This window comes from Chromobacterium indicum, assembly GCF_039708975.1.
GTDB lineage: Bacteria > Pseudomonadota > Gammaproteobacteria > Burkholderiales > Chromobacteriaceae > Chromobacterium > Chromobacterium piscinae.
Genome location: NZ_JAYFSJ010000016.1, coordinates 98264 through 116523 on the forward strand (window position 1 = coordinate 98264; position 18260 = coordinate 116523).

Sequence of the window (18260 nt, forward strand, 5' to 3'; positions counted from 1 at the left end):
GTTTTCTTTCAGCTCAGGGCGAAGGGCAGGACGATGGTGGCGCGGGTGCCGCCGGATTCGGGCGCTTCCAGTGCCAGCTCTGCCTGCGGTCCGTACAACATGGCCAGCCGCTCGCGGATATTGGCCAGGCCCATGCCCTGGCCGGGTTGCTCCGGGAAGCCGGCGCCGTCGTCGCGCACTTCCAGCCTGAGCCTGCCGTCCAGCACCTTGGCGCCCACCTCGATGGACCCGCCCTCGGCCTTGGGCTCCAGGCCGTGCTTGATGGCGTTCTCCACCAAGGTTTGCAGCATCATCACCGGGAAGCGGGCGGCCAGCAGCGATTCGGGCACTTTTAGCCGGACCTGCAGCCGGTCCTCCATCCGCAACTGCATGATTTCCAGATAGGCGCGGGACAGCTCCAGCTGCTGGCCCAGGCTGGTTTCGCCGGGCGAGTCGCGCCATTCCGGCAATGAGGAGCGCAGGTAGCGGATCAGCGCTTTCTGCATGGACAGCGCCTTGACCGGAGAGTCCTCCATCAGCTGGCACACCGACGACAGGGTGTTGAACAGGAAATGCGGCTCGATCTGCGCTTGCAGCGCGCCCATCCGCGCTTCCGCCAGCTGGCGCTGCAGCGTCTCCAGCTCTGCCTGTTGCTCGGCCTCCTCGCTGCGGGCGATGGCCTGGTCGGCGGCGCGTTCGGCCTGGTATTTGCCGCCGGCGAGTATCTTCACCAGGATAGACACCAGCACCAGCGTCAGCGCCAGCATGTGCAGCTGCAGAATGCCGCCAAGGATCATCGCCAGCAGGGAGGCCAGCGCCAGTCGGCCCCAGCCCAGCCGCGCCACCTTGTCGACGAAGCTCCACCAGACTCGTTCTACGGTTTGCAGAATCGCGCCGGCGTGGTCCTGGCTCATCGCCGGGCGGTTGTGATTATCCATGCTTCACCTCTTTGCGCTGCGACGGAATCTTGAAATGGGTCTGGCGGAACAGCCGCTTGGGCTGCGTGAAGTCCAGCGACAGCCAGACCAGCGCCGCGGGCACGATCACGGCGTTGACGGCCAGGATGGTCAGCAGCGCGGACAGGACGAGATGGCCCCAGTCCATATTGCCCGCCCAGTCCGTCAATTGCAGCCAGTACGACGGAATATGATGGCAGAGCTGGATCAGAGCGTCCAACAGCGCGGCGGTGTCGAAGTCGTTCATGGCGTTTCTCCTGTTTGGTTTGTGATGTGACTGTAGGAGAGCGCCGCAGGGGATGGTATCGACATGCGACGGACTGCCGAAAGCGTGGGATGAAACGCGTTTGGCGCGGATGAAACGCGGTTGGTTTGGCCGGGAGGAAAAATCCCCCGGAGCGCCGCATGGCTTCCGGGGGAGGGGGTTACAGGCCTAGCGCTTGTTCAAGCGCCTGCATTTCGCTGCGCCAGGCCTGCTGCAGCTGCGGCTTCTGGTGCTTGGGCTTGCGGGCAAGATCAGCCGCCAGCAGCGCCTCCAGCTCGCACAGGCGCTGCCATTGCGCGTCCTCGCCGTTTGGCTCCGCCGGCGCGGGCGCGTCGGATGCCGGGGCCGGGCGCTCGGGGACGGCGGCGGGAACGGTGAACAGCGCGGCGTAGGCGCTGTCGGCGTCCGGCCATTCTCGCAGCCGGCCGTCGTCCAGCACCCAGAAGCGGTTGCACGCGGCTTCGATCAGCTCGCGATCGTGCGAGACCAGCAACGCGCCGCCGGGGAAGGCCGCCAGCGCGCTGGCCAGCTCGCGCTTGCCGTCCAGGTCGAGGTGGTTGGTCGGCTCGTCCAGCCACAGCAAATGGTGGCTGGCCAGCGACAAGGCCAGAAACAGCAGCCGCGCGCGTTCGCCGCCGCTGAGGGCGCTGACTTTCTGGCTATGCCGGGCATAGGCGAAGCCGGCGGCGATCAACGCGTGCCGGCGCGCCGCTTCCGGCAATGGCGCCAGCGGATAGAGCGCGTCGATCAGCGTCGCCTCATCGGCCAGTTGCCGCAGCGACTGGTCGTAATAGGCGATGCTGGCCGCCGGATGCCAGCGCCAGCCGGCGCGCGGCTCGCCGTCTTGGACATCGCGCCAGCATTGGCGCAGCAGCGACGACTTGCCGGCGCCGTTGGCGCCCAGCAGCGCCACCCGGTCGCCGGGCCGCAGCCACAGCTCGGCGGCGGCGAACAGCGGCGGCAGGCCGGGCGCGGCCGACACCGGCAGCGACTCGAAAGTCAGCAGGTTGTCGGCCGACAGCGCCTGGCCTTGCAGGCTGAGCCGCCATGGGCTGCCGCGGCTGACGAAGGTCTGCTCGTCCTTCAGCCTGTCGATGCGCTTCTCCATCGACTTGGCCTTGCGCACCAGCTTTTCGTTGTCGTGCTCGCGGCCCCAGATCGCCAGCCGCTTGCTGCTGGCGGCGAGGCGGTCTATCTCCTTCTGCTCGCCGGAGCGGCGGGCGCGGGCGGCCTCGTCGGCTTCGGCCAGTTCGGCCAGCGCCTGGCTGCACGGCAGCTCGAAGCGGTGCAGCCGCGCGTCGCGCATCACCCAGCTGTGGCGCGTGGCCTTGTCCAGCAGCCGCGCGTCGTGCGACACCAGGATGAAGCCGCCCTGCCAGCGGGAGAGAAAATCCTCCAGCCACAGCAGCGACGGCAGGTCCAAGTGGTTGCTGGGCTCGTCCAGCAGCAACAGATTGGGCTGGCGCAGCACGGCGCGGCCCAGCAGCAGCCGGGTATGCTGGCCGCCGCTGAGGCCGGAGACCGGCGTGTCGGCCTGGGCTTCCAGCTCCAGCTCGGCCAGCAGGCTGTCTGCCCGCCAATGCTGGTGCGGCTCCACCGCTTCCAGCAAGGCCTGGCGCGCGCTTAGCGCGTACAGCCGTTCGGGCAGGTGTTGTTCGACATGCTGCAGCCGGCAGACGGACGCGTATTGGATCTCCCCGCTATTGGGTTCCAGCTGGCCGGACAGCAGTTTCAGCAGCGTGCTCTTGCCGCAGCCGTTGTGGCCGATCAGGCCGATGCGGTCGCCCAATTTTACGGTGAAGGAAAGATCCTGGAACAGCGGGCCGTGGCCGGCGTCCAGTTGTACGGACAATGCGGAAATCAGGGTTGTCATGCTTGTGCTCTCGCTTGCTCGGGACGTGGCAGTCCCTGTCAACAGGAGCGCTGGCGACAACGGGGATGAGTCGAGAAAGGACTCTGGAAGATAGGAGTGTGGCTTTGCTCGAACCCGCTTATCGCAGCGCGATGGATGGCAGGCAAGAGCATTCAAATGCGCTAAGCACGCGAGCCAGCATGATTGGGCGCGCAGAGAAAACCATATTTACCTCCTTTCTGTCGTGAGGTGGATGAATGAGCAGGCAGTATAAGCCGGAGCGGGGAGGGCCGCCAGCGATGGGCGCCCCCGCGCCGCGCTTTACTTTTGCCGGGTGACCCAGCTGCGCAAGGACACGCCGCCGCCTATGCCGCGGCACTGCGGCGCGTTTTCCTCCGACATCAGCTGGAATGCCCTGCCGGTCCAGGCCCAACTGGCGCCGCCGCCGCAATCCCCTATGCCGCGGCCCTTGGCGTAGCTGGACAGCTCGCCTTTGTCGAAAGCGGCGTTGATCAGGAAGCCTTCTTCGCCGTCGCTGTTGAGCAGTTTGGCTTTGCGCGGGCGGAAGGGCGGGGCGTCGTTGCTGATCCAGGCCGTGGAGCTGTTCTGGTAGGCGCCGCGGCCGCATTGGAGCAGCACCAGCAACTGGCTGGCGCTTAGCCGGTAGAGATCGCTTGCCGGCTGTTCCCCTTCCGGCTGCTCCTGCCAGCATTCCTCATCCATGGCGCGCAGCTGTTTGAGAATGGCGGGCAGCAGCGCCTGATCCCCGGGCTTGGCGGCGACGGGCGGAGCCGGAATCAGCAGCGGTGCGGCCTGCGCGGCGGGGACCGCAGATTCCGGCTTGCCGCCTTTTTTCACCAGCGCGCCGGGCGTGCCGACGCGTCCTTGCAGATCATCCATTTTCAGCAACGCCGCCTTCAGCCCGGCCAGCGACAGCGTCCATTGCAGCTTGCCGTCGCTGAGAGTTACCTCGTCGGCGTCCAGCATCGCCGGCAGCAGCTGGGCTGTTTGCGACGCGCTGAAGGCGTGTTCCGAGCTGAGGCCGGACCATTTGATCTTGCCCACTTTCAGCGTGAGCTTGCCTACCTTGCCTTCATCCGGGTCGTCGACAAAGAGCCGGGCGCTCAGCTTCCCGTCGGGGCCGGGATCCCGGGACAGCAGCAGGCTGACTGGGTTGTCGCCTTCTCCCGCCTGGGTGCCGTTGGCGTCGCAATGGCGGATGTTGTCGCAAGCGATGGCCCAGTCTTTGAATTCGTAAATCTTGGCCCAGGCGGGCAGGGCCGCCGCCAGCAGCGCGGCGGCGAGCAGGGTGCGTTTCATGCGGGTTCCTTGTTTTTCATTGCCGGAATGATGGGCGCGCGTTATTTGCCGTAGCGCGCGGGCTATCCGCCGAACAGCCCCGGCGGCGCGGTGCGCTCCAGCTCGAAACGCAGCAGCGCGGCCTTCAGCGGCAGGCCGCCGGCGTAGCCGGTGAGGCTGCCATCTGTGCCCAATACCCGGTGGCAGGGCACGATCAGCGCGATGGGATTGGTGGCGTTGGCCCGGCCCACGGCCCGCGCGCCGTCCGGGTTGCCCAGGGCGCGCGCCAGTTCGCCGTAGCTGACGGTGTGGCCATAGGGGATCTCGCGCAGCGCCGTCCATACCTGTTGCTGGAACGGCGTGCCTTGCGGCGCCAGCGCCAAATTGAAGGTTTGGCGTTCGCCGGCCTGGTACTCCGCCAACTGGCGCTCCACCTCGGCCAGCGCCGCGTCGTCGCGCGGGCAGGCGTGAGCGGCCAGCTGTTCGGGCGTGGGGTTGAACAGCAAGCGCAGCAGCGCGCCGCGGACGTCCAGCCAGGCGGCCACCGGGCCGAAACGGGTATCGATCAGGCCGTGGCAGGCGGCAGTGGTCATGGGGCTTACCTTGAAGCAGGGCGGGATGACGCGATTGTAGCGCCATCCAGGCGGGGATTCGATAAGGATCAGGCGGCCGACGGCAGCGCCAGTTTCGCGCTCACCATCGCCTCATCCGGCGCGTAAGCGCCCGCATGGCTGGCGGTGCAAGCTGCGGTGGCGGCGGCGAAACGCAGATGTTCCGCCATCGTCCGGGCCGGGTGTTTCAGCAGGCTGGCGATCAGGCCGCCGATGGAGGCGTCGCCGCAGCCTATGGTGTCCGACACCGCGGCGGGCAGCGCAGGCTGTTCTTGCTCGCCGCTCGGAGTGATCAGGCTCATGCCGTCTGCGCCGCGGGTAAACAGGATGGCCGCCTGGGGCGCGAGGCGGCGCAGGGCTTTTAACGCATGGGTTTGATCCAGCGCCGGAAACAGCTGCTGCAGATCCTCATCGGAAACCTTGATGTAGCTGGCCAGGCCGGCCAGCGCCTCGAAGCGTCGGCGGTAGCCGGCTTCGCTCATCGCGCTGCGCATATTGGGGTCGAAAGCGATGGCCACGCCGCGCGCGGCCAATTCATGCGCCAGCGCCAGCAGCCGGTCGGCCAGCGGCGGCCGGGCCAGGCTGATGCTGCCGAAGTAGGCGATGCGCAACGCGTCCAGTCCATCCGGCGGCAGTCGGGCCGGATCGAAATGCAGGTCGGCGCTATTGTCGCCGACGAAAAAATACGATGGCGGCTGGCTGGATGGCACCATCGCCAGCAGTGGCGGATAGGGCAAGGGCTGGATGAAGCGGGCGTCCAGGCTGGCGGCGGCGGACGCTTCCAGCAGTTGCCGGCCCAGCAGATCGTCGCTGACCGCGCCGGCGAATGCGGCTCCCACTCCCAGCCTGCCCACCACCCTGGCCACATTCCAGCCGGCCCCGCCCGGGCGGGACTGCCAGGTGTCGCTGTCCACGCGGATGAAATCGGTCAGGGCTTCGCCAAAGGCGATGAACTGTGGGGGAGTCATCTTCTATGCTTCTCCAGGGCGCGCGCGATGTGTGTTCAGAGTTAAGACGGTGATGCGCCTAGACCCCGCTGGCGCGCATATAAGTCAAAAGGCTGGTCCAAATCGTATCGGATATGATGGTGAATGCTTGAAGCATCATTGTCCAGCTTGTATTTGGCATTAAGCTTTGTGTTGAGTCAGGCTTTGAATGTTAGCCAAGGCGAATGGGATGCCGAATTGGGCTTGAGGATCGACTGTGGGAGAGCTGAGGCGCGCCGCCCGCGGGAGGTGAGCGGCGCAGAGAGGGCCTACAGCAGTTGCTTGCGCAGGCTGGCGGGGATGGCGTTGTTCTTCAGGAAGTCCTTGCCTTCGGCTTTCAGCCATTCCCTCAGCGTGCGGGCATTGCCGCGCAGATCGCGCACTGCCGGCGCATCGGGCGACGCGCCCTGCTTGAGCAAAGCCTGCACGCAGTCGGGGTTCTTTTCTTGCAGTGCGGTGTACAGCGGATTGCCAAACGTCGACAAACCTTGTTGCTCCGGCATGCCATTGATGTCCAGGCCGGCTTGCTTCAATAGGGCGATGCGTTCTTCCGCATCCAGGTCTGGCGCGTTGGCGCGCGTTTTGAAATAGCGGGTGCAGACGAAGTGCATGGCGGTTTGGCCATTGCCGTTCGGCTTTTTCACGTCCACTTTGGCTTCCAGCATCAGCTTGACGATGCCGAGGTTGCTGGCGCCCATGGATGTTAGCGGCCAGTCGCCATACTGATTGCGAGCATTGGCATCCGCGCCGGCCTGCAGCAGGGTTTTGGCGTTTTCCAGATCCGGCGGATATACCTGTACCACGCCGCCGGCAGCCATCAAGGCGGTGGTGCCGTCGTCCGCGGTTTTGACATTGGGACTCGCGCCATGAGCCAGCAAATCCTTGATGATGGCGCGGCGGGCTTCCCGTTCTTTCGGGGATATCTCCGGTGGCAACATCGCGTACATCATCGGCGGCATATTCATCTGAATGGAAATCGGTAGCGTCAGATCTGGCTTGGTTTCCAGAAACTTGTGAGTCAGCGCCGCGTCGTTGAAGTAGATAGAAAGGCCTAGCGGAGTAGGAATCTCCATGGCTTCTTCTGCATCCATCGGGAAGGCGAAATGTGGTTTGGCGCCTTGGGCTAGCAGCTTGTCGATCGCCTGCATTTTCTTAGCCGAAGGCTTGTCGATATAAGTTGCTGTGGCATCCAACAGTTTGTCTTCCAGAGACTTGGCATGGACAGAAATGGAGAATGCCAGCATGGCTGAGGCAGTGAGCGAAAGTAGGAATTTATTTGGCATGGAGGTGCTTTCACTATTTTAGGAGTGGCTTCTTGGTAATTTATCTATATGCCAACTTTACGAGCAATGAAATTTTATCATAAGCTTGGCATTTTTCTTATGCATTTTACCAGTTTTCTGTAACAGTCATTTACATCCATCTGGCTGGTAGAGGCGTTTCCATAATTGCGATTAACTCAGTTTCGGATAGGAATTCTGAATTGGGGTGAGAGAAAATAATCTCCTTCAGAATTTCATAGTCCTCCTGGCATCCTGTGTGTTCGATTAATAGCTTCATGCTTTCATTTTCAAGGCTTTTGTTTTTTTCTTGTTTTGCCTTAAGGAAAATCGATATTATTTCTGCTTTTAATTTTTTGTTTTCGTTGCGTTTGGCATTGTCGAATGTAAATATTTTTCTATAAAAATTATCCATTTGTTGGCGGATAAAGTTAATTTCGGCATTCATATAGTTGGGGTGAGTTGCGTGCTCGTTGTTTTTGTTCCGGAAGTTCGCCCAGCTCTGGCTGAGTTTGGAGATGTGGTGGCTCAGTGGGTAGTCGTGGTATTCGGTATGCTGGTTGTTCAACGCAGTGAGGCGGGGCAGGCAGTTGTGGCTGTTCCATTCCAGCTGGGTGAGGCCGCCGTTGACGCGTTTCTCCACCAGATTGCCGCGGCTGTCGTAGCGGTAGTGGTGGCCGGCGTACTGGCTCAGCAGGTTGCCAAGCAGGCTGTCGCTCTGATGGCCTCCGGCAGCCGGGGCGTTGTCCAGCAGGTTGCCGGCGGTGTCGAAGCGGAAGCTTTCCATGCCCTTGGGAGTGGCGGCCTCCAGCAGGTAGTCGACCGGATCATAGCGGTAACTCAGCTGGCAGCTACGGCTGTCGGCGATGCCGGTCAGTTGGCCGGCGGTGTCGTACTGGTATTGGCGGCTCCACTGGGTGGCGCCCATCAGCTGCTGGCTGGATAGGCGGCCGGCCTTGTCGTAGGCCAGGGTCTGCTGCAGCGCATTGCCCTGCACGCGCTGGGTTTCGCGGTGCAGCTTGTCGCGCTCCAGGTTGAAGATGTCGCGCTGGCCGAACAGCAGGCCGTGGATATGGCCGCTGCCGTAGTTGAGCACGTCCACGCGGTGGCCGTCGGGGCGGATGGTGGCGATACGGTTGCCCAGCTTGTCATGCTCGTGCTGCCAGAGGTAGGTTTCCTTGACGCCGGCGACGTGGTAGCCGTGGTGCTCCTCGGTGACGTTGCCGACGGCGTCGTACACCCAGCGCAGGCTGGCGTAGCGGTTCTTGGCCTGGAACAGGCGGCCGGCCGGGTCGTAGCCGAAGCTTTCCTTGCTGTTTGGCGCGCTGCGCTCGATCAGGTGGCCGGCGCGGTCGTAGCGGTAATCGGTTGTGACGTCGCCTTCCACCTGCTGCGCCAGACGGCCTGCGTTGTCGTAGACATAGCGGGTGGCGCTGCCGTCGAAGCCGGTTTCGGCGGTCTGGTGGCCGTTGCGGAACGAGGGCTAGCTTTTTTGCAGGCGAGCTGCAAGCTGTTCGATCATTCCAACCAGCATGGTGCGATCTTCGTCCGCCAGTTTGGCCAGCAGATCGGTTATATACATGGCCTGATCTGTTGGACGATAGCTAGCTTCTTGTACCAAATCGGCTGTTGAGCAGCCGAAAATTTCCGACAGCTGCATCATGCGCGTGATAGTTGGGATGACCACTCCACGCTCCATCCTAGACATGGCTTCCAAGCCAATTCCAAGCTTTTCTGCCACCTCCTCCTGTCTGAGCCCGATAGATGTCCGGCGTTTGGCAATGGCTTTGCCAACAGATTTGGCGAGTGCGTCTTCATTCTGCATCTAGTGTCCTCCATTCAACCTATATAGTTGAATGGCACCCCATTGACATGAAGGACCGTTGGGGTTGATACTCAACTTTATAAGTTGTTTATCGGTATGATGGGTTGATCTTGCGATGAGGGCGGGGAAGAAAAGTTGATGCGTGTCCATGAGACTTGTTCTTATCGATGGAGGTATCGCGATGACGAAGATGAAATGTCCGGAGTGCAACGGTAGTGGGGAAGTTCCTTGCGACTTGGCTTTTGCTACGGAGAAACACCCAGTGTACTGTCCTGCATGCCAAGGTGATCCAGATGTGAGGATTGATTGCCAGTTATGCGAAGGGGAGGGAAGTGTAGATATTTAATCTGATAAATAAGATAGGACTGCCAGTTTTAAAATAATGGGCAGGCCTATTTAATTTTGACTAATTGCAAAAGATACAATCTAGATTTTGTGCTGTGAAGATGCAAACCTAGGTATTATACTTGGGCGGTAATATTTTATGGGAAGAAAGTAGTTCCAAAATCTTTAACCGGAACTAGCTCTACACCTGTTCGATTGAAAAGACCCGCAAGGCTCTTGTGGACAAGAATCCATCCTTCAGTAGTCGCTCCCATTTTGAACAGCTTGCGTTCGTTAATGTTTGTCTGATCCAATAAGTTGCTATTTAGATGATAGCTAATTACTTCGTATCTGATGTCGCCAAAACCAGTCAAGGGATCTGGTGCATAAAAAGATTTATCACGATCCCAACAGTCAAACTTTTCTGTGAATGTTAGAAACCAGTAGTTTTCGTGCCAGATATCGTTGTGATCAACATATATTGCAGGATGTATCGCTAAATTAAGGATATCCATTGAGGAGAGTTTTTCATAGACATCATCGTTGACTGCAATGTCAGAGCCGTAAAATAAGATATCTGGAGGATCTTTTTTGAATAAGTGTTTATTCTTTTTGTTTAGGGCGCCGTTGAAAAATTTCAGAGTTCTTCCGCCAAATGGGAGTTTTGCAGATGTATAGGGCATGGTGGCAGTGTCTTCATCTGCCGCTAGTACTGGTCGATCCTCAGTACTCTTGTAGCTGATAAAATAATAGTCATCGTCATGGTTATTCATATTGTAATTAGTGATAAAAACTGATGCCATAATCTTTGATTGGCACTAGAGCAGTACCATCTATATTTTTTGTCCTAAAAATAGAGGCTATTGATTTGTGTACTGTAATATGAGCTGACAAATAACCACCCATTTTAAAGAGTAGGCGGTTTTTTAATTCAGTATTTTTGATAATTTCTTCATTAATTTGGTAAGCGTAAACGGAGAAGTAGTCCTTCCCGTGATAAATTATTTCATTAGAGAGAATTCTTTGAATTTGATTTTTAATGCAAAATCTTTGCATGTATTTTTAAACAACTCTGTGGCAAAAAAGAATTGAGGATTATTTATGTCTCTTATAATTAAGTCGTTTTTTTCAATCTGAAAGTCTTTTTTTACTTGAATTTTATAGTCATCAATTCTTTCAAACACTGGTTTTCTATTTAATATCCTACCTGCGTACGTTTCAATTGATTCATCTTTTACTCGTATTTTCAGCTTGTATGTCTCCATTTGTGCTTTTAAGGTATTTTGAAGCAAGTTGGCTGCTTTTTCAGAGAATACAGGGAAAGCCATTGTGGGCTCAAAATAATCAAACTCATTAATATTTTCTACTTTGAAAAAACTTTGAGCCACTGCGCTAAAATGAGTTCTTTTAAGCCTCTCATTTTCGAGTCCCAGCATGAAGAAATCCATAATTTCTCCATTTTTATCTTTTATGTCGATAAGAGAAAATTCACTCTTTTCAGTAGAGTACATGCTGTAAATTTTCATGTGGCTGTCTTTATCGCTTAGTTTTCTTAGGAATGGTTGCTGAGGCGCAAGTTAGTTTTCCTGAGTTTAAATCAGCTCTTAATTGTCTTTGTAAGCTCGATACTTATTTTTGTGTTTTTACCTTGTCCCAACCTTCTTGTCTTGATTTTATATTCATTTCATCAAGTTTGCCTTGGACCATTCTATTGTATGCGGCATGCTCTTCAGTCCAGCCTCTATGATAGCCCTTTTTGTTTTCATCAATTCCTTCGCAAACAGGCATATACATCATGTTTCCTGACGAGTTGACATCCATTCCCGCCTTGTCGAATACAGGGTGCCCCTTTAGCGAGTATGGAATGATGTGCTGACGTTGATAACCTTGTTTTGTTAGCATCCAGGTTGGAAATCGATCTAGACCATGCGGATCAAGCCACTCTATTGGATTTGGCGCATATAGATATAAATGGTCACCGCCCAACAGTCCAATCGGATCGCGCGAAATAAACCGGCCGATCTCCGGATCATAGTAGCGATGGCGGTTGTAGTGCAGTCCAGACTCGTCGTCATGATACTGCCCCTGAAAGCGGAAAGGGTTGCGGATGCCGGCTTTTGAGGCGGCGTCGGCGATCACTTCGCGTGCTTGGCCCCAGGCTTGGTAGTCCATTTCCAGCGCAATCGCGCCTTGCTCATCGGTCAGCGCTTGCGGTGTGCCCAGGTGGTCGGTGTGGTAGTAGTACACCGCCTTCGGCGCTTCCGGCTCCGGGCCAGCCTGGCGCAGCGGGTCCTTGTCCGGATCATACGGATTTGGCTCCAGGCAGGCACTTTGACGCCGCGGATGGCGTTGGTGTGCACCTGGGCCAGCGGCACGAAGCTGTCCGGCTCGAACAGGTAATGCACCGCTTCTTTGTCGCGGGTTTCGAAGGCCAGCACGTCACCGTCCCAGCCGTACAGCGTAGCCTCACCCTGGCTGATCTTGGCGATGCGGCGGCCCAGCGGGTCGGTGCGTTGGCCGTCTGGCGCGGTGAGGCGGGACAGGCGGTTGTGGCTGTCCCATTCCAGCTTGGTGAGGCCACCCGTTTCTCCACCAGATTGCCGCGACTGTCATAGCGGTAGTGGCGGCCGGCGTACTGGCTTAGCAGATTGCCGAGCAGGCTGTCGTTTTGATGGCCGTCGGCGGCCGGGGCGTTGTCCAGCAGGTTGCCGGCTGGGTCGAAGCGGAAGCTTTCCACGCCCTTGGGTGTGGCGGCCTCTAGCAAGTCATAGCGGTAATTCAGCTGACCGTTGTGATTGTCGGCGATGCCGGCCTTGTCGTAGGCCATGGCCTGCTGCAGCGCGTTGCCCTGCACGTGCTTGGTTTCGCGGTGCAGCTTGTCGCGCTCCAGTTGCTAGTAGTGAGTTTCCTTCCCTGAATGTACTTGCCCCGTGCGAATGTTGAGCTTTGTGATATGGATAGGTCTACGCGTATTTTGCAGCTATTGTTTAAATTCAAAATCAAAAATTAAGTCTTTTTTCTCTGGTGAGGTTTTTCGTATTTCATATTGCTTGCATATCAAAGCTAGCTGATGGTCGTGGCTATTTACAAGGTAATGGTGATAATGTTTTTTGTCATAATTCTCATGTGTCCATTTGGTGGAGTTTTTTATATAATCTTCAATCCATTTGGAGTTTTTAATCTCATAAATTGATGACTTAAATTGTAAGTCATCCGGAGTTGTGGGTGCTATTTTGCTAGAGATATTGGTTGCAATAACACCCGAAAATATAATGCATCCCAAATAGTCGTTTTCAATTTCGGCATCTTCATTCCAGCAGTTGAATACCACTGAAACAACATCTTGTTGATGAGTTGTAATAATGTGGCATTGAGGGTCTTGCCAGAATGGTAGTTCAATTTCAATTATATTCATTGCAATCCTTAATATTTTGGCATTTTGGATGTGCCATTTCCGGGTAATCCATTCAGCTTTAGTCTTTTGTTGAGATCTTTTACTTTGTCTAAGCAACTACTCTCATCCATAGCCTTTATTGAGTTGGCTTTTGTTTCTTTTGCTATTAATAGGCGACTGTTACCGTCTCGTGCCACCCATTGTCCCTTGACATTTATGACGCTTATAGGTGGGAAGCTGCTTACCTGGGCTGGCCCATTTCTAACTACACTGTGAATGGATGTTTTCCCATCAGGAGTGTCAAATCTAGGGTTGATACTTCTTTGTGCAAAATTAACATCTTTGGGTGATAAAGAAATTGGTTTTGGATTGCATGGGTCATCACACTTTTCACATGAATTTGCTGATGGATTTTTTTTCTTTACTAGACCAAGTGGGTCTATCCACTCTGTCGGATTCGGCGCATAACTGTGGATATTAATCCCACCCATCAACCCAATCGGATCCCGCGAAATAAACCTGCCGATTTCCGGATCGTAGTAACGATAACGGTTGTAGTGCAGCCCGGACTCGTCGTCATGATACTGCCCCTGGAAGCGGAACGGGTTGCGGATGCCGGCTTTTGAGGCGGCGTCGGCGATCACTTCGCGCGCCTGGCCCCAGGCCTGATAGTTCATTTCCAGCGCAATCGCGCCTTGTTCGTCGGTCAGCGCTTGCGGCGTGCCCAGGTGGTCGGTGTGGTAGTAGTACACCGCCTTGGGGGCCTCGGGTTCCGGTGCGGCCTGGCGCAGCGGGTCCTTGTCCGGGTCGTAGGGGTTGTGCTGGCTCCAGGCCGGCACTTTGACGCCGCGAATGGCGTCGGTGTGCACCTGGGCCAGCGGCACGAAGCTGTCCGGCTCGAACAGATAATGCACCGTTTCTTCGTCGCGGGTTTCGAAAGCCAGCACGTCGCCGTCCCAGCCGTACAGCGTAGCCTCACCCTGACTGATCTTGGCGATGCGGCGGCCCAGCGGGTCGTAATGATAGTCGGTACGTTGGCCGTCCGGCGCGGTGAGGCGGGACAGGCGGTTGTGGCTGTCCCATTCCAGTTTGGTGAGGCTGCCGTTGACGCGCTTCTCCACCAGATTGCCGCGGCTGTCGTAGCGGTAGTGGCGGCCGGCGTATTGGCTGAGCAAGTTGCCGAGCAGGCTGTCGTCCTGATGGCCGTCGGCGGCCGGGGCGTTGTCCAGCAGGTTGCCGGCCGGGTCGAAGCGGAAGCTTTCCACGCCCTTGGGGGTGGCGGCTTCCAGTAAGCGGCCCACCGGATCGTAACGATAGTTCAACGGGCCGCTGCGGTTGTCGGCGATGCCAGTGAGCTGGCCGGCGGCGTCGTACTGGTACTGGCGGCTCCACTGGGTGGCGCCCATCAGTCGCTGGCTGGACAGGCGGCCGGCCTTGTCGTAGGCCAGGGTCTGTTGCAGCGCATTGCCCAGCACACGTTGGGTTTCGCGGTGCAGCTTGTCGCGCTCCAGATTGAAGATGTCGCGCTGGCCGAACAGCAGGCCGTGGATATGGCCGCTGCCGTAGTTGAGCACGTCCACGCGGTGGCCGTCTGGGCGGATGGTGGCGATGCGGTTGCCCAGCTTGTCGTGCTCGTGTTGCCAGCGATAGGTTTCCTTGACGTCGGCGACGTGGTAGCCGTGGTGCTCCTCGATGACGTTGCCGACTGGGTCGTACACCCAGCGTAGGCTGGCATAGCGGTTCTTGGCCTGGAATAGGCGGCCGGCCGGGTCGTAGCCGAAGCGTTCCTTGCTGTTCGGCGCGCTGCGCTCGATCAGACGGCCGGCGCGGTCGTAGCGGTAATCGGTGGTGACGTCGCCTTCCACTTGCTGCGCCAGGCGGCCGGCGTTGTCGTAGACATAGCGGGTGATGCTGCCGTCGAAGCCGGTTTCGGCCGTCAGTCGGCCGCCGTTGTCGTAGTCGAAGCGGTAGTAGCGGTGATTTTCGTTGCGCAACGCGGTGAGGCGGCCCAGCTTGTCGTACTGGTAGCCCAGGCTGTGGCCGTTGGCGTCGGTGCGCTTTTGCAGCCGGCCGGCCTTGTCGTATTCGTAATGGGTGCCGCGACCCAATGGGTCGGTGATTTTCAGCAGGCGGGCTTCGGCATCGTGTTCCAGCTGGGTAGCCTGGCCGTCCGGCTGGACGATGGCCCGCAGCGTGCCGTTGGCTGCGTACTGATAGCGGGTGGCGTTGCCCATCGCATCGATGATCAGCAGCGGCCGGCCGCGCTCATCGTACTGCCACTGGGTGGCGCTGCCGGAGCAGTCGGTATAGCTCTCCAGCAGGCCGTCCGGACGATAGGTGATTTTCTTGGCGCCGCCCTTGGCGTCAGTGACGGCTACCGGCAGGCCCTGCTCGTTGTACGCGTACTTGGTTTTATGGCCGAGCGGGTCGGTTTCCTCTATCAGCTGGCCCTTGTCGTCGTAGGCGCGCAGCCATTTCTCGCCCATCGGGTCGAGGACTTCGACTAGATTGTCCTGTTCGTCGTAGGTGAAGTGCACTTCGCTGCCGTCGGCGCGTTCATGCCAGATCAGGTTGCCGTTGGCATCATAATCGTAACTGTCTTGAGTGCCGTCCGGATGGATGTGGCTGAGCAGATCTTTGTCGTCGTTGTATTCGAACCATTCTTCCTTGTGGTCCGGATAGACGATGCGGTAGTTGTAGCCTTTTTCGTCGAAATAGTATTCGGTGGTGCGGCCATAGGCATCGGTGACATAGGTGAGATCGATGTTCTCATCCCAGGCCAGGCGCACGTCCAGGCTGCCGTCATCGGCATATTCGCGGATGGCGCGGGCGTCCAGATGCGTGCCATCCCATTCCAGCGTGATGCCGCGGCCGGTGCGGTCGGTGTAGCGGGTGATCAGGTGATGCTGGTACTGGTAGCTCCAGCTTTCGCCGTTTTCATCGGTGGCGGCCAGCAGGTCGCCGGCATCGCCGCCCAGCTGCGGGATATCGCTGTAACGGTATTCGGCCAGCGTGCGTTGCAGCAGGCCGGTTTCCAGATTCTGCAGGGTAACGCGGGTGACGCGGCCAATGGCGTCGTGATTCAGGTCCACTGCGTAGCCGGCGCTGCTGACCAGCTGGCTGAGGCGGCCATCGCGGAAGTTCATCGCAATGCTGTTGCCGGCGCGGTCCTTGATCAGCGCCAGGCGGAAGCTGTCGCCGTGGCGCTCGTACAGCTGGATCAAGTCATGGCCGAAGGTCTGCGACAGCAGGGTGTCGGATAGGCGGGTGAGCGTAAAGCCCTCGATGCCGTCCTTGTGCGACTCGCCTTCCGGCAGCAGCGGATACTTCAGCGTGCGGCCGCTGTCGTCGTGGAATTTCAGCTGCCCGCCTTCAATATCGAAGCGGGCGGTATAGGCAAGACTCCAGCGCGCGCCGAACTCGCCTTTTTGATCGTTGCCGCCGAAGTTGGAACGATATTGCCGTGTCCAAACAATAGGAAGAACACCCGGAAGGCTGAAGTCGGTGTGTTGTAGCGACTCGTCGCCAAAAGCGTACCCGATGGAGGCCTGGGTGCTAGCGCACGCACATTTGGGCCCTGGTTTGGCGAGCTGCTTGAGCTTGGCGGCAACTTCCTTCACGGTCTGTTCGACCTTTTTCTTGGCGGTATTCACCGCCTTGGTCGCCACCGCCGCCGCTTTTTTCGGCAGGTGATTGAGGAAGGCTTTCAGCAGTTTGTCCAGCAACGGCTTCAAATGGCTGCTGTACATCTTCATCAGCATGTCCACCAGCATGCCCGCCCATTTGGCCATGGCCGCGCCCAGGCGTTGCATCAGACGTGCGGAAACCGTGCCTTTCAGGATGGAGTCGATCTGTTTGGCGGCGGCCACCGTCATGCCGGCGGCTGCCTCGGTGCCGGCATCGGCTGCGGCCTGGTTCAGCGAGTGCAGGTGGGCGCTGACCGTGCCCCAAAAGCCCTGGTCATTGGTTTTATTGAGGTTGTACCTGACCGGCGCGTGCTTGACGTTCTTTTGCACATAGGCGCCGAACTTGCCGGTGCCCAGGCTGGTCAGCAGTTCGCCCATGCCGGCGATGATGGTTGAACCTTTGGCGCCGCAAACTTTCAGCTCATCCTGGATCTTGCCATCTACGTACTTCACCCACTCTGCCGGCGAATTGCGATAACTGGCTGGCAGCATGGTAACCAGCTTGGCCGCCAGGCCTGCTTCGATCTCGCCTTTCGCCCAGTCCTTGCCGGCGCGGCGCATGCTGGTGGCGCACAGCTTCAGCGTGGGCCGCGCGCCCATCTTGAACAGGCCGCCGGCAGCCGGGATCACGCCGATCAGGTCCACGCCGAGGAATAGCCAGTCGAAGACATCCACTTCCTGGTTGGCGCGGGATTTTTCCGACATGTCGACGATGTCGACGATGACGTCGCCGATGGAAATCAGGTTGCCCACCACAGGCACTGCGGATGCGATGGTCTTCAGGCTTTCCACCGACAGATGGCCGTCGCTGATGCTGCGCAGCCATTGATCGAAGTCTTTGCCTGTTTGCTGCAGCGCCTGGGCTGCGGCCTGAGGCGTGGCGGGAATAACGGCTACGGGACGGGCGAGGGCTGCGGTCGTCATGATGGCGAGTATCTTTTAAAGTATTTTCTTGAGCAGGTTGGCTGCGTTCGGGACGGTGGCGGCGGCGGAAGCCAGTTGCTTCACATCGCGCGCCTGCTGCAGCATGGCCTGCGCCTGGCCGGCCACTTGCTTGGCCTGGTCCAGCGTATTCTTGGCTTGGGACAGTTGGCCGGCGGCCGTGGCGACGCCGGGCGGCAAGGTCTTGCCCACCAGACTGGAGAGCTGGCTCATCGCCTGCTTCTTCACCGCCTCTCCGCCCACCAGCTGTTTCACCGCTTCTTCCGGCTGTGGCACAAAGGGGAAGATGTCGGCCTTGTCCTTGTTCGGCCGGCCCAGGAAATCGACCTGGGCTGGGCCTACCGGGAGTCCATGGACCATCGCCTTGCCGGCCTCGTCCAACACGCCGCTGTGCTTGACGCCCAGCGCGTCGGTGACGACGAACTTGCCCTGGTTCATCGAGTAGCCGTTGGCGAACTCGTGGATCACCTGCAGATTGCCGGTGCCAGGCTTGGCGAATGTCGGAGTGGGGGTGCTGAGGCTGGCCGGGCCGCTCAAGCTATGGCTGGCGCCCTTTACGCTCACTTCGCTGGGGCAGTGGATTTCGATATTGCCGCCGGCGATGCGGATATAGCCGCCGCCACTGGTGAGCAGCACTTCCTGGCTGGCGGCGATCTGCACCTTGCCCTTGGCCGAGGTGATGGTCAGGTCCTTATCCGCCGTCAGCTCCATCGCGTCGCTCTGCGCCTGTACCTGCACCTTGCCCTTCGCCGCAATCAGCTTCAGCGCCACTTTGTCTTTCACCCCGGCCACGAACAGGCTGATGTGCTGGCCGACGTTGTGCAGCCAGCGCCGGCCGGTGGTGTGGTTGGCGTCGCGCTG

Annotated in this window: 16 protein-coding genes; all 16 read right to left on the reverse strand. The window is 58.6% G+C overall.

Going from position 1 to position 18260, the window contains the following annotated elements; all coding sequences use genetic code 11:
• Positions 1–8: 8 nt before the first annotated feature.
• Complete coding sequence (locus tag VA599_RS19810) at positions 9–917, reverse strand: sensor histidine kinase (protein WP_166441049.1); 909 nt, start codon at positions 915–917, stop codon at positions 9–11.
• Positions 910–1182 carry a hypothetical protein gene (locus VA599_RS19815; protein ID WP_346790223.1) on the reverse strand — a complete coding sequence of 91 codons (273 nt, stop codon included), beginning with the start codon at positions 1180–1182 and terminating at the stop codon, positions 910–912. The genes VA599_RS19810 and VA599_RS19815 overlap by 8 nt, the downstream gene beginning before the upstream one ends.
• Positions 1183–1360: 178 nt before the next feature.
• Positions 1361–3073: an ABC-F family ATP-binding cassette domain-containing protein gene (locus VA599_RS19820; RefSeq protein ID WP_346790225.1), complete on the reverse strand. Its 1713-nt coding sequence runs from the start codon at positions 3071–3073 to the stop codon at positions 1361–1363.
• Between the two features lie 300 nt (positions 3074–3373).
• Entirely contained in the window at positions 3374–4372 is a 999-nt protein-coding gene (locus VA599_RS19825; RefSeq protein WP_346790226.1) for a DUF1176 domain-containing protein, read from the reverse strand.
• A 62-nt stretch (positions 4373–4434) separates the two neighbouring features.
• A complete protein-coding gene (locus VA599_RS19830) occupies positions 4435–4944 on the reverse strand; it encodes a methylated-DNA--[protein]-cysteine S-methyltransferase (RefSeq protein WP_346790227.1) in 510 nt (169 codons plus the stop codon).
• Positions 4945–5012: 68 nt separating this feature from the next.
• The gene (locus tag VA599_RS19835) at positions 5013–5930 is read right to left on the reverse strand and encodes a carbohydrate kinase family protein (RefSeq protein WP_346790228.1); all 918 of its coding nucleotides are present in this window, start codon (positions 5928–5930) and stop codon (positions 5013–5015) included.
• Positions 5931–6217: 287 nt separating this feature from the next.
• Positions 6218–7141, reverse strand: a complete 924-nt coding sequence (locus VA599_RS19840) for an ankyrin repeat domain-containing protein (protein ID WP_346790229.1) — start codon at positions 7139–7141, stop codon at positions 6218–6220.
• A 220-nt stretch (positions 7142–7361) separates the two neighbouring features.
• Complete coding sequence (locus VA599_RS19845; RefSeq protein ID WP_429838912.1) at positions 7362–8615, reverse strand: hypothetical protein; 1254 nt, start codon at positions 8613–8615, stop codon at positions 7362–7364.
• 96 nt (positions 8616–8711) lie between these two features.
• Positions 8712–9053, reverse strand: coding sequence for a helix-turn-helix domain-containing protein (locus tag VA599_RS19855; RefSeq protein WP_043581533.1), 342 nt, complete (start codon positions 9051–9053; stop codon positions 8712–8714).
• A 482-nt stretch (positions 9054–9535) separates the two neighbouring features.
• Positions 9536–10150, reverse strand: a complete 615-nt coding sequence (locus tag VA599_RS19860) for a hypothetical protein (protein WP_346790231.1) — start codon at positions 10148–10150, stop codon at positions 9536–9538.
• 228 nt (positions 10151–10378) lie between these two features.
• Positions 10379–10903 carry a hypothetical protein gene (locus tag VA599_RS19865; protein WP_346790233.1) on the reverse strand — a complete coding sequence of 175 codons (525 nt, stop codon included), beginning with the start codon at positions 10901–10903 and terminating at the stop codon, positions 10379–10381.
• A gap of 103 nt (positions 10904–11006) precedes the next feature.
• The gene (locus tag VA599_RS19870; protein WP_346790235.1) at positions 11007–11624 is read right to left on the reverse strand and encodes an RHS repeat-associated core domain-containing protein; all 618 of its coding nucleotides are present in this window, start codon (positions 11622–11624) and stop codon (positions 11007–11009) included.
• Positions 11625–11679: 55 nt separating this feature from the next.
• Positions 11680–12204, reverse strand: a complete 525-nt coding sequence (locus tag VA599_RS19875; RefSeq protein WP_346790236.1) for a hypothetical protein — start codon at positions 12202–12204, stop codon at positions 11680–11682.
• Positions 12205–12357: 153 nt separating this feature from the next.
• Complete coding sequence (locus VA599_RS19880) at positions 12358–12792, reverse strand: hypothetical protein (protein ID WP_346790237.1); 435 nt, start codon at positions 12790–12792, stop codon at positions 12358–12360.
• An 8-nt stretch (positions 12793–12800) separates the two neighbouring features.
• Positions 12801–17381 (reverse strand): RHS repeat-associated core domain-containing protein, encoded by a 4581-nt coding sequence (locus VA599_RS19885; RefSeq protein WP_346790239.1) that lies wholly within the window; start codon positions 17379–17381, stop codon positions 12801–12803.
• Positions 17382–17396: 15 nt separating this feature from the next.
• The coding region (locus tag VA599_RS19890) for a DUF2345 domain-containing protein (RefSeq protein WP_346790240.1) at positions 17397–18260 on the reverse strand (864 nt) is incomplete at its 5' end.

Coding starts and splice junctions, on each gene's coding strand:
- VA599_RS19810 (WP_166441049.1), bottom strand. CDS start 917: ATGGATAATCACAACCGCCCGGCGATGAGCCAGGACCACGCCGGCGCG.
- VA599_RS19815 (WP_346790223.1), bottom strand. CDS start 1,182: ATGAACGACTTCGACACCGCCGCGCTGTTGGACGCTCTGATCCAGCTC.
- VA599_RS19820 (WP_346790225.1), bottom strand. CDS start 3,073: ATGACAACCCTGATTTCCGCATTGTCCGTACAACTGGACGCCGGCCAC.
- VA599_RS19825 (WP_346790226.1), bottom strand. CDS start 4,372: ATGAAACGCACCCTGCTCGCCGCCGCGCTGCTGGCGGCGGCCCTGCCC.
- VA599_RS19830 (WP_346790227.1), bottom strand. CDS start 4,944: ATGACCACTGCCGCCTGCCACGGCCTGATCGATACCCGTTTCGGCCCG.
- VA599_RS19835 (WP_346790228.1), bottom strand. CDS start 5,930: ATGACTCCCCCACAGTTCATCGCCTTTGGCGAAGCCCTGACCGATTTC.
- VA599_RS19855 (WP_043581533.1), bottom strand. CDS start 9,053: ATGCAGAATGAAGACGCACTCGCCAAATCTGTTGGCAAAGCCATTGCC.
- VA599_RS19860 (WP_346790231.1), bottom strand. CDS start 10,150: ATGAATAACCATGACGATGACTATTATTTTATCAGCTACAAGAGTACT.
- VA599_RS19865 (WP_346790233.1), bottom strand. CDS start 10,903: ATGAAAATTTACAGCATGTACTCTACTGAAAAGAGTGAATTTTCTCTT.
- VA599_RS19875 (WP_346790236.1), bottom strand. CDS start 12,204: ATGGCCTACGACAAGGCCGGCATCGCCGACAATCACAACGGTCAGCTG.
- VA599_RS19880 (WP_346790237.1), bottom strand. CDS start 12,792: ATGAATATAATTGAAATTGAACTACCATTCTGGCAAGACCCTCAATGC.
- VA599_RS19885 (WP_346790239.1), bottom strand. CDS start 17,381: ATGACGACCGCAGCCCTCGCCCGTCCCGTAGCCGTTATTCCCGCCACG.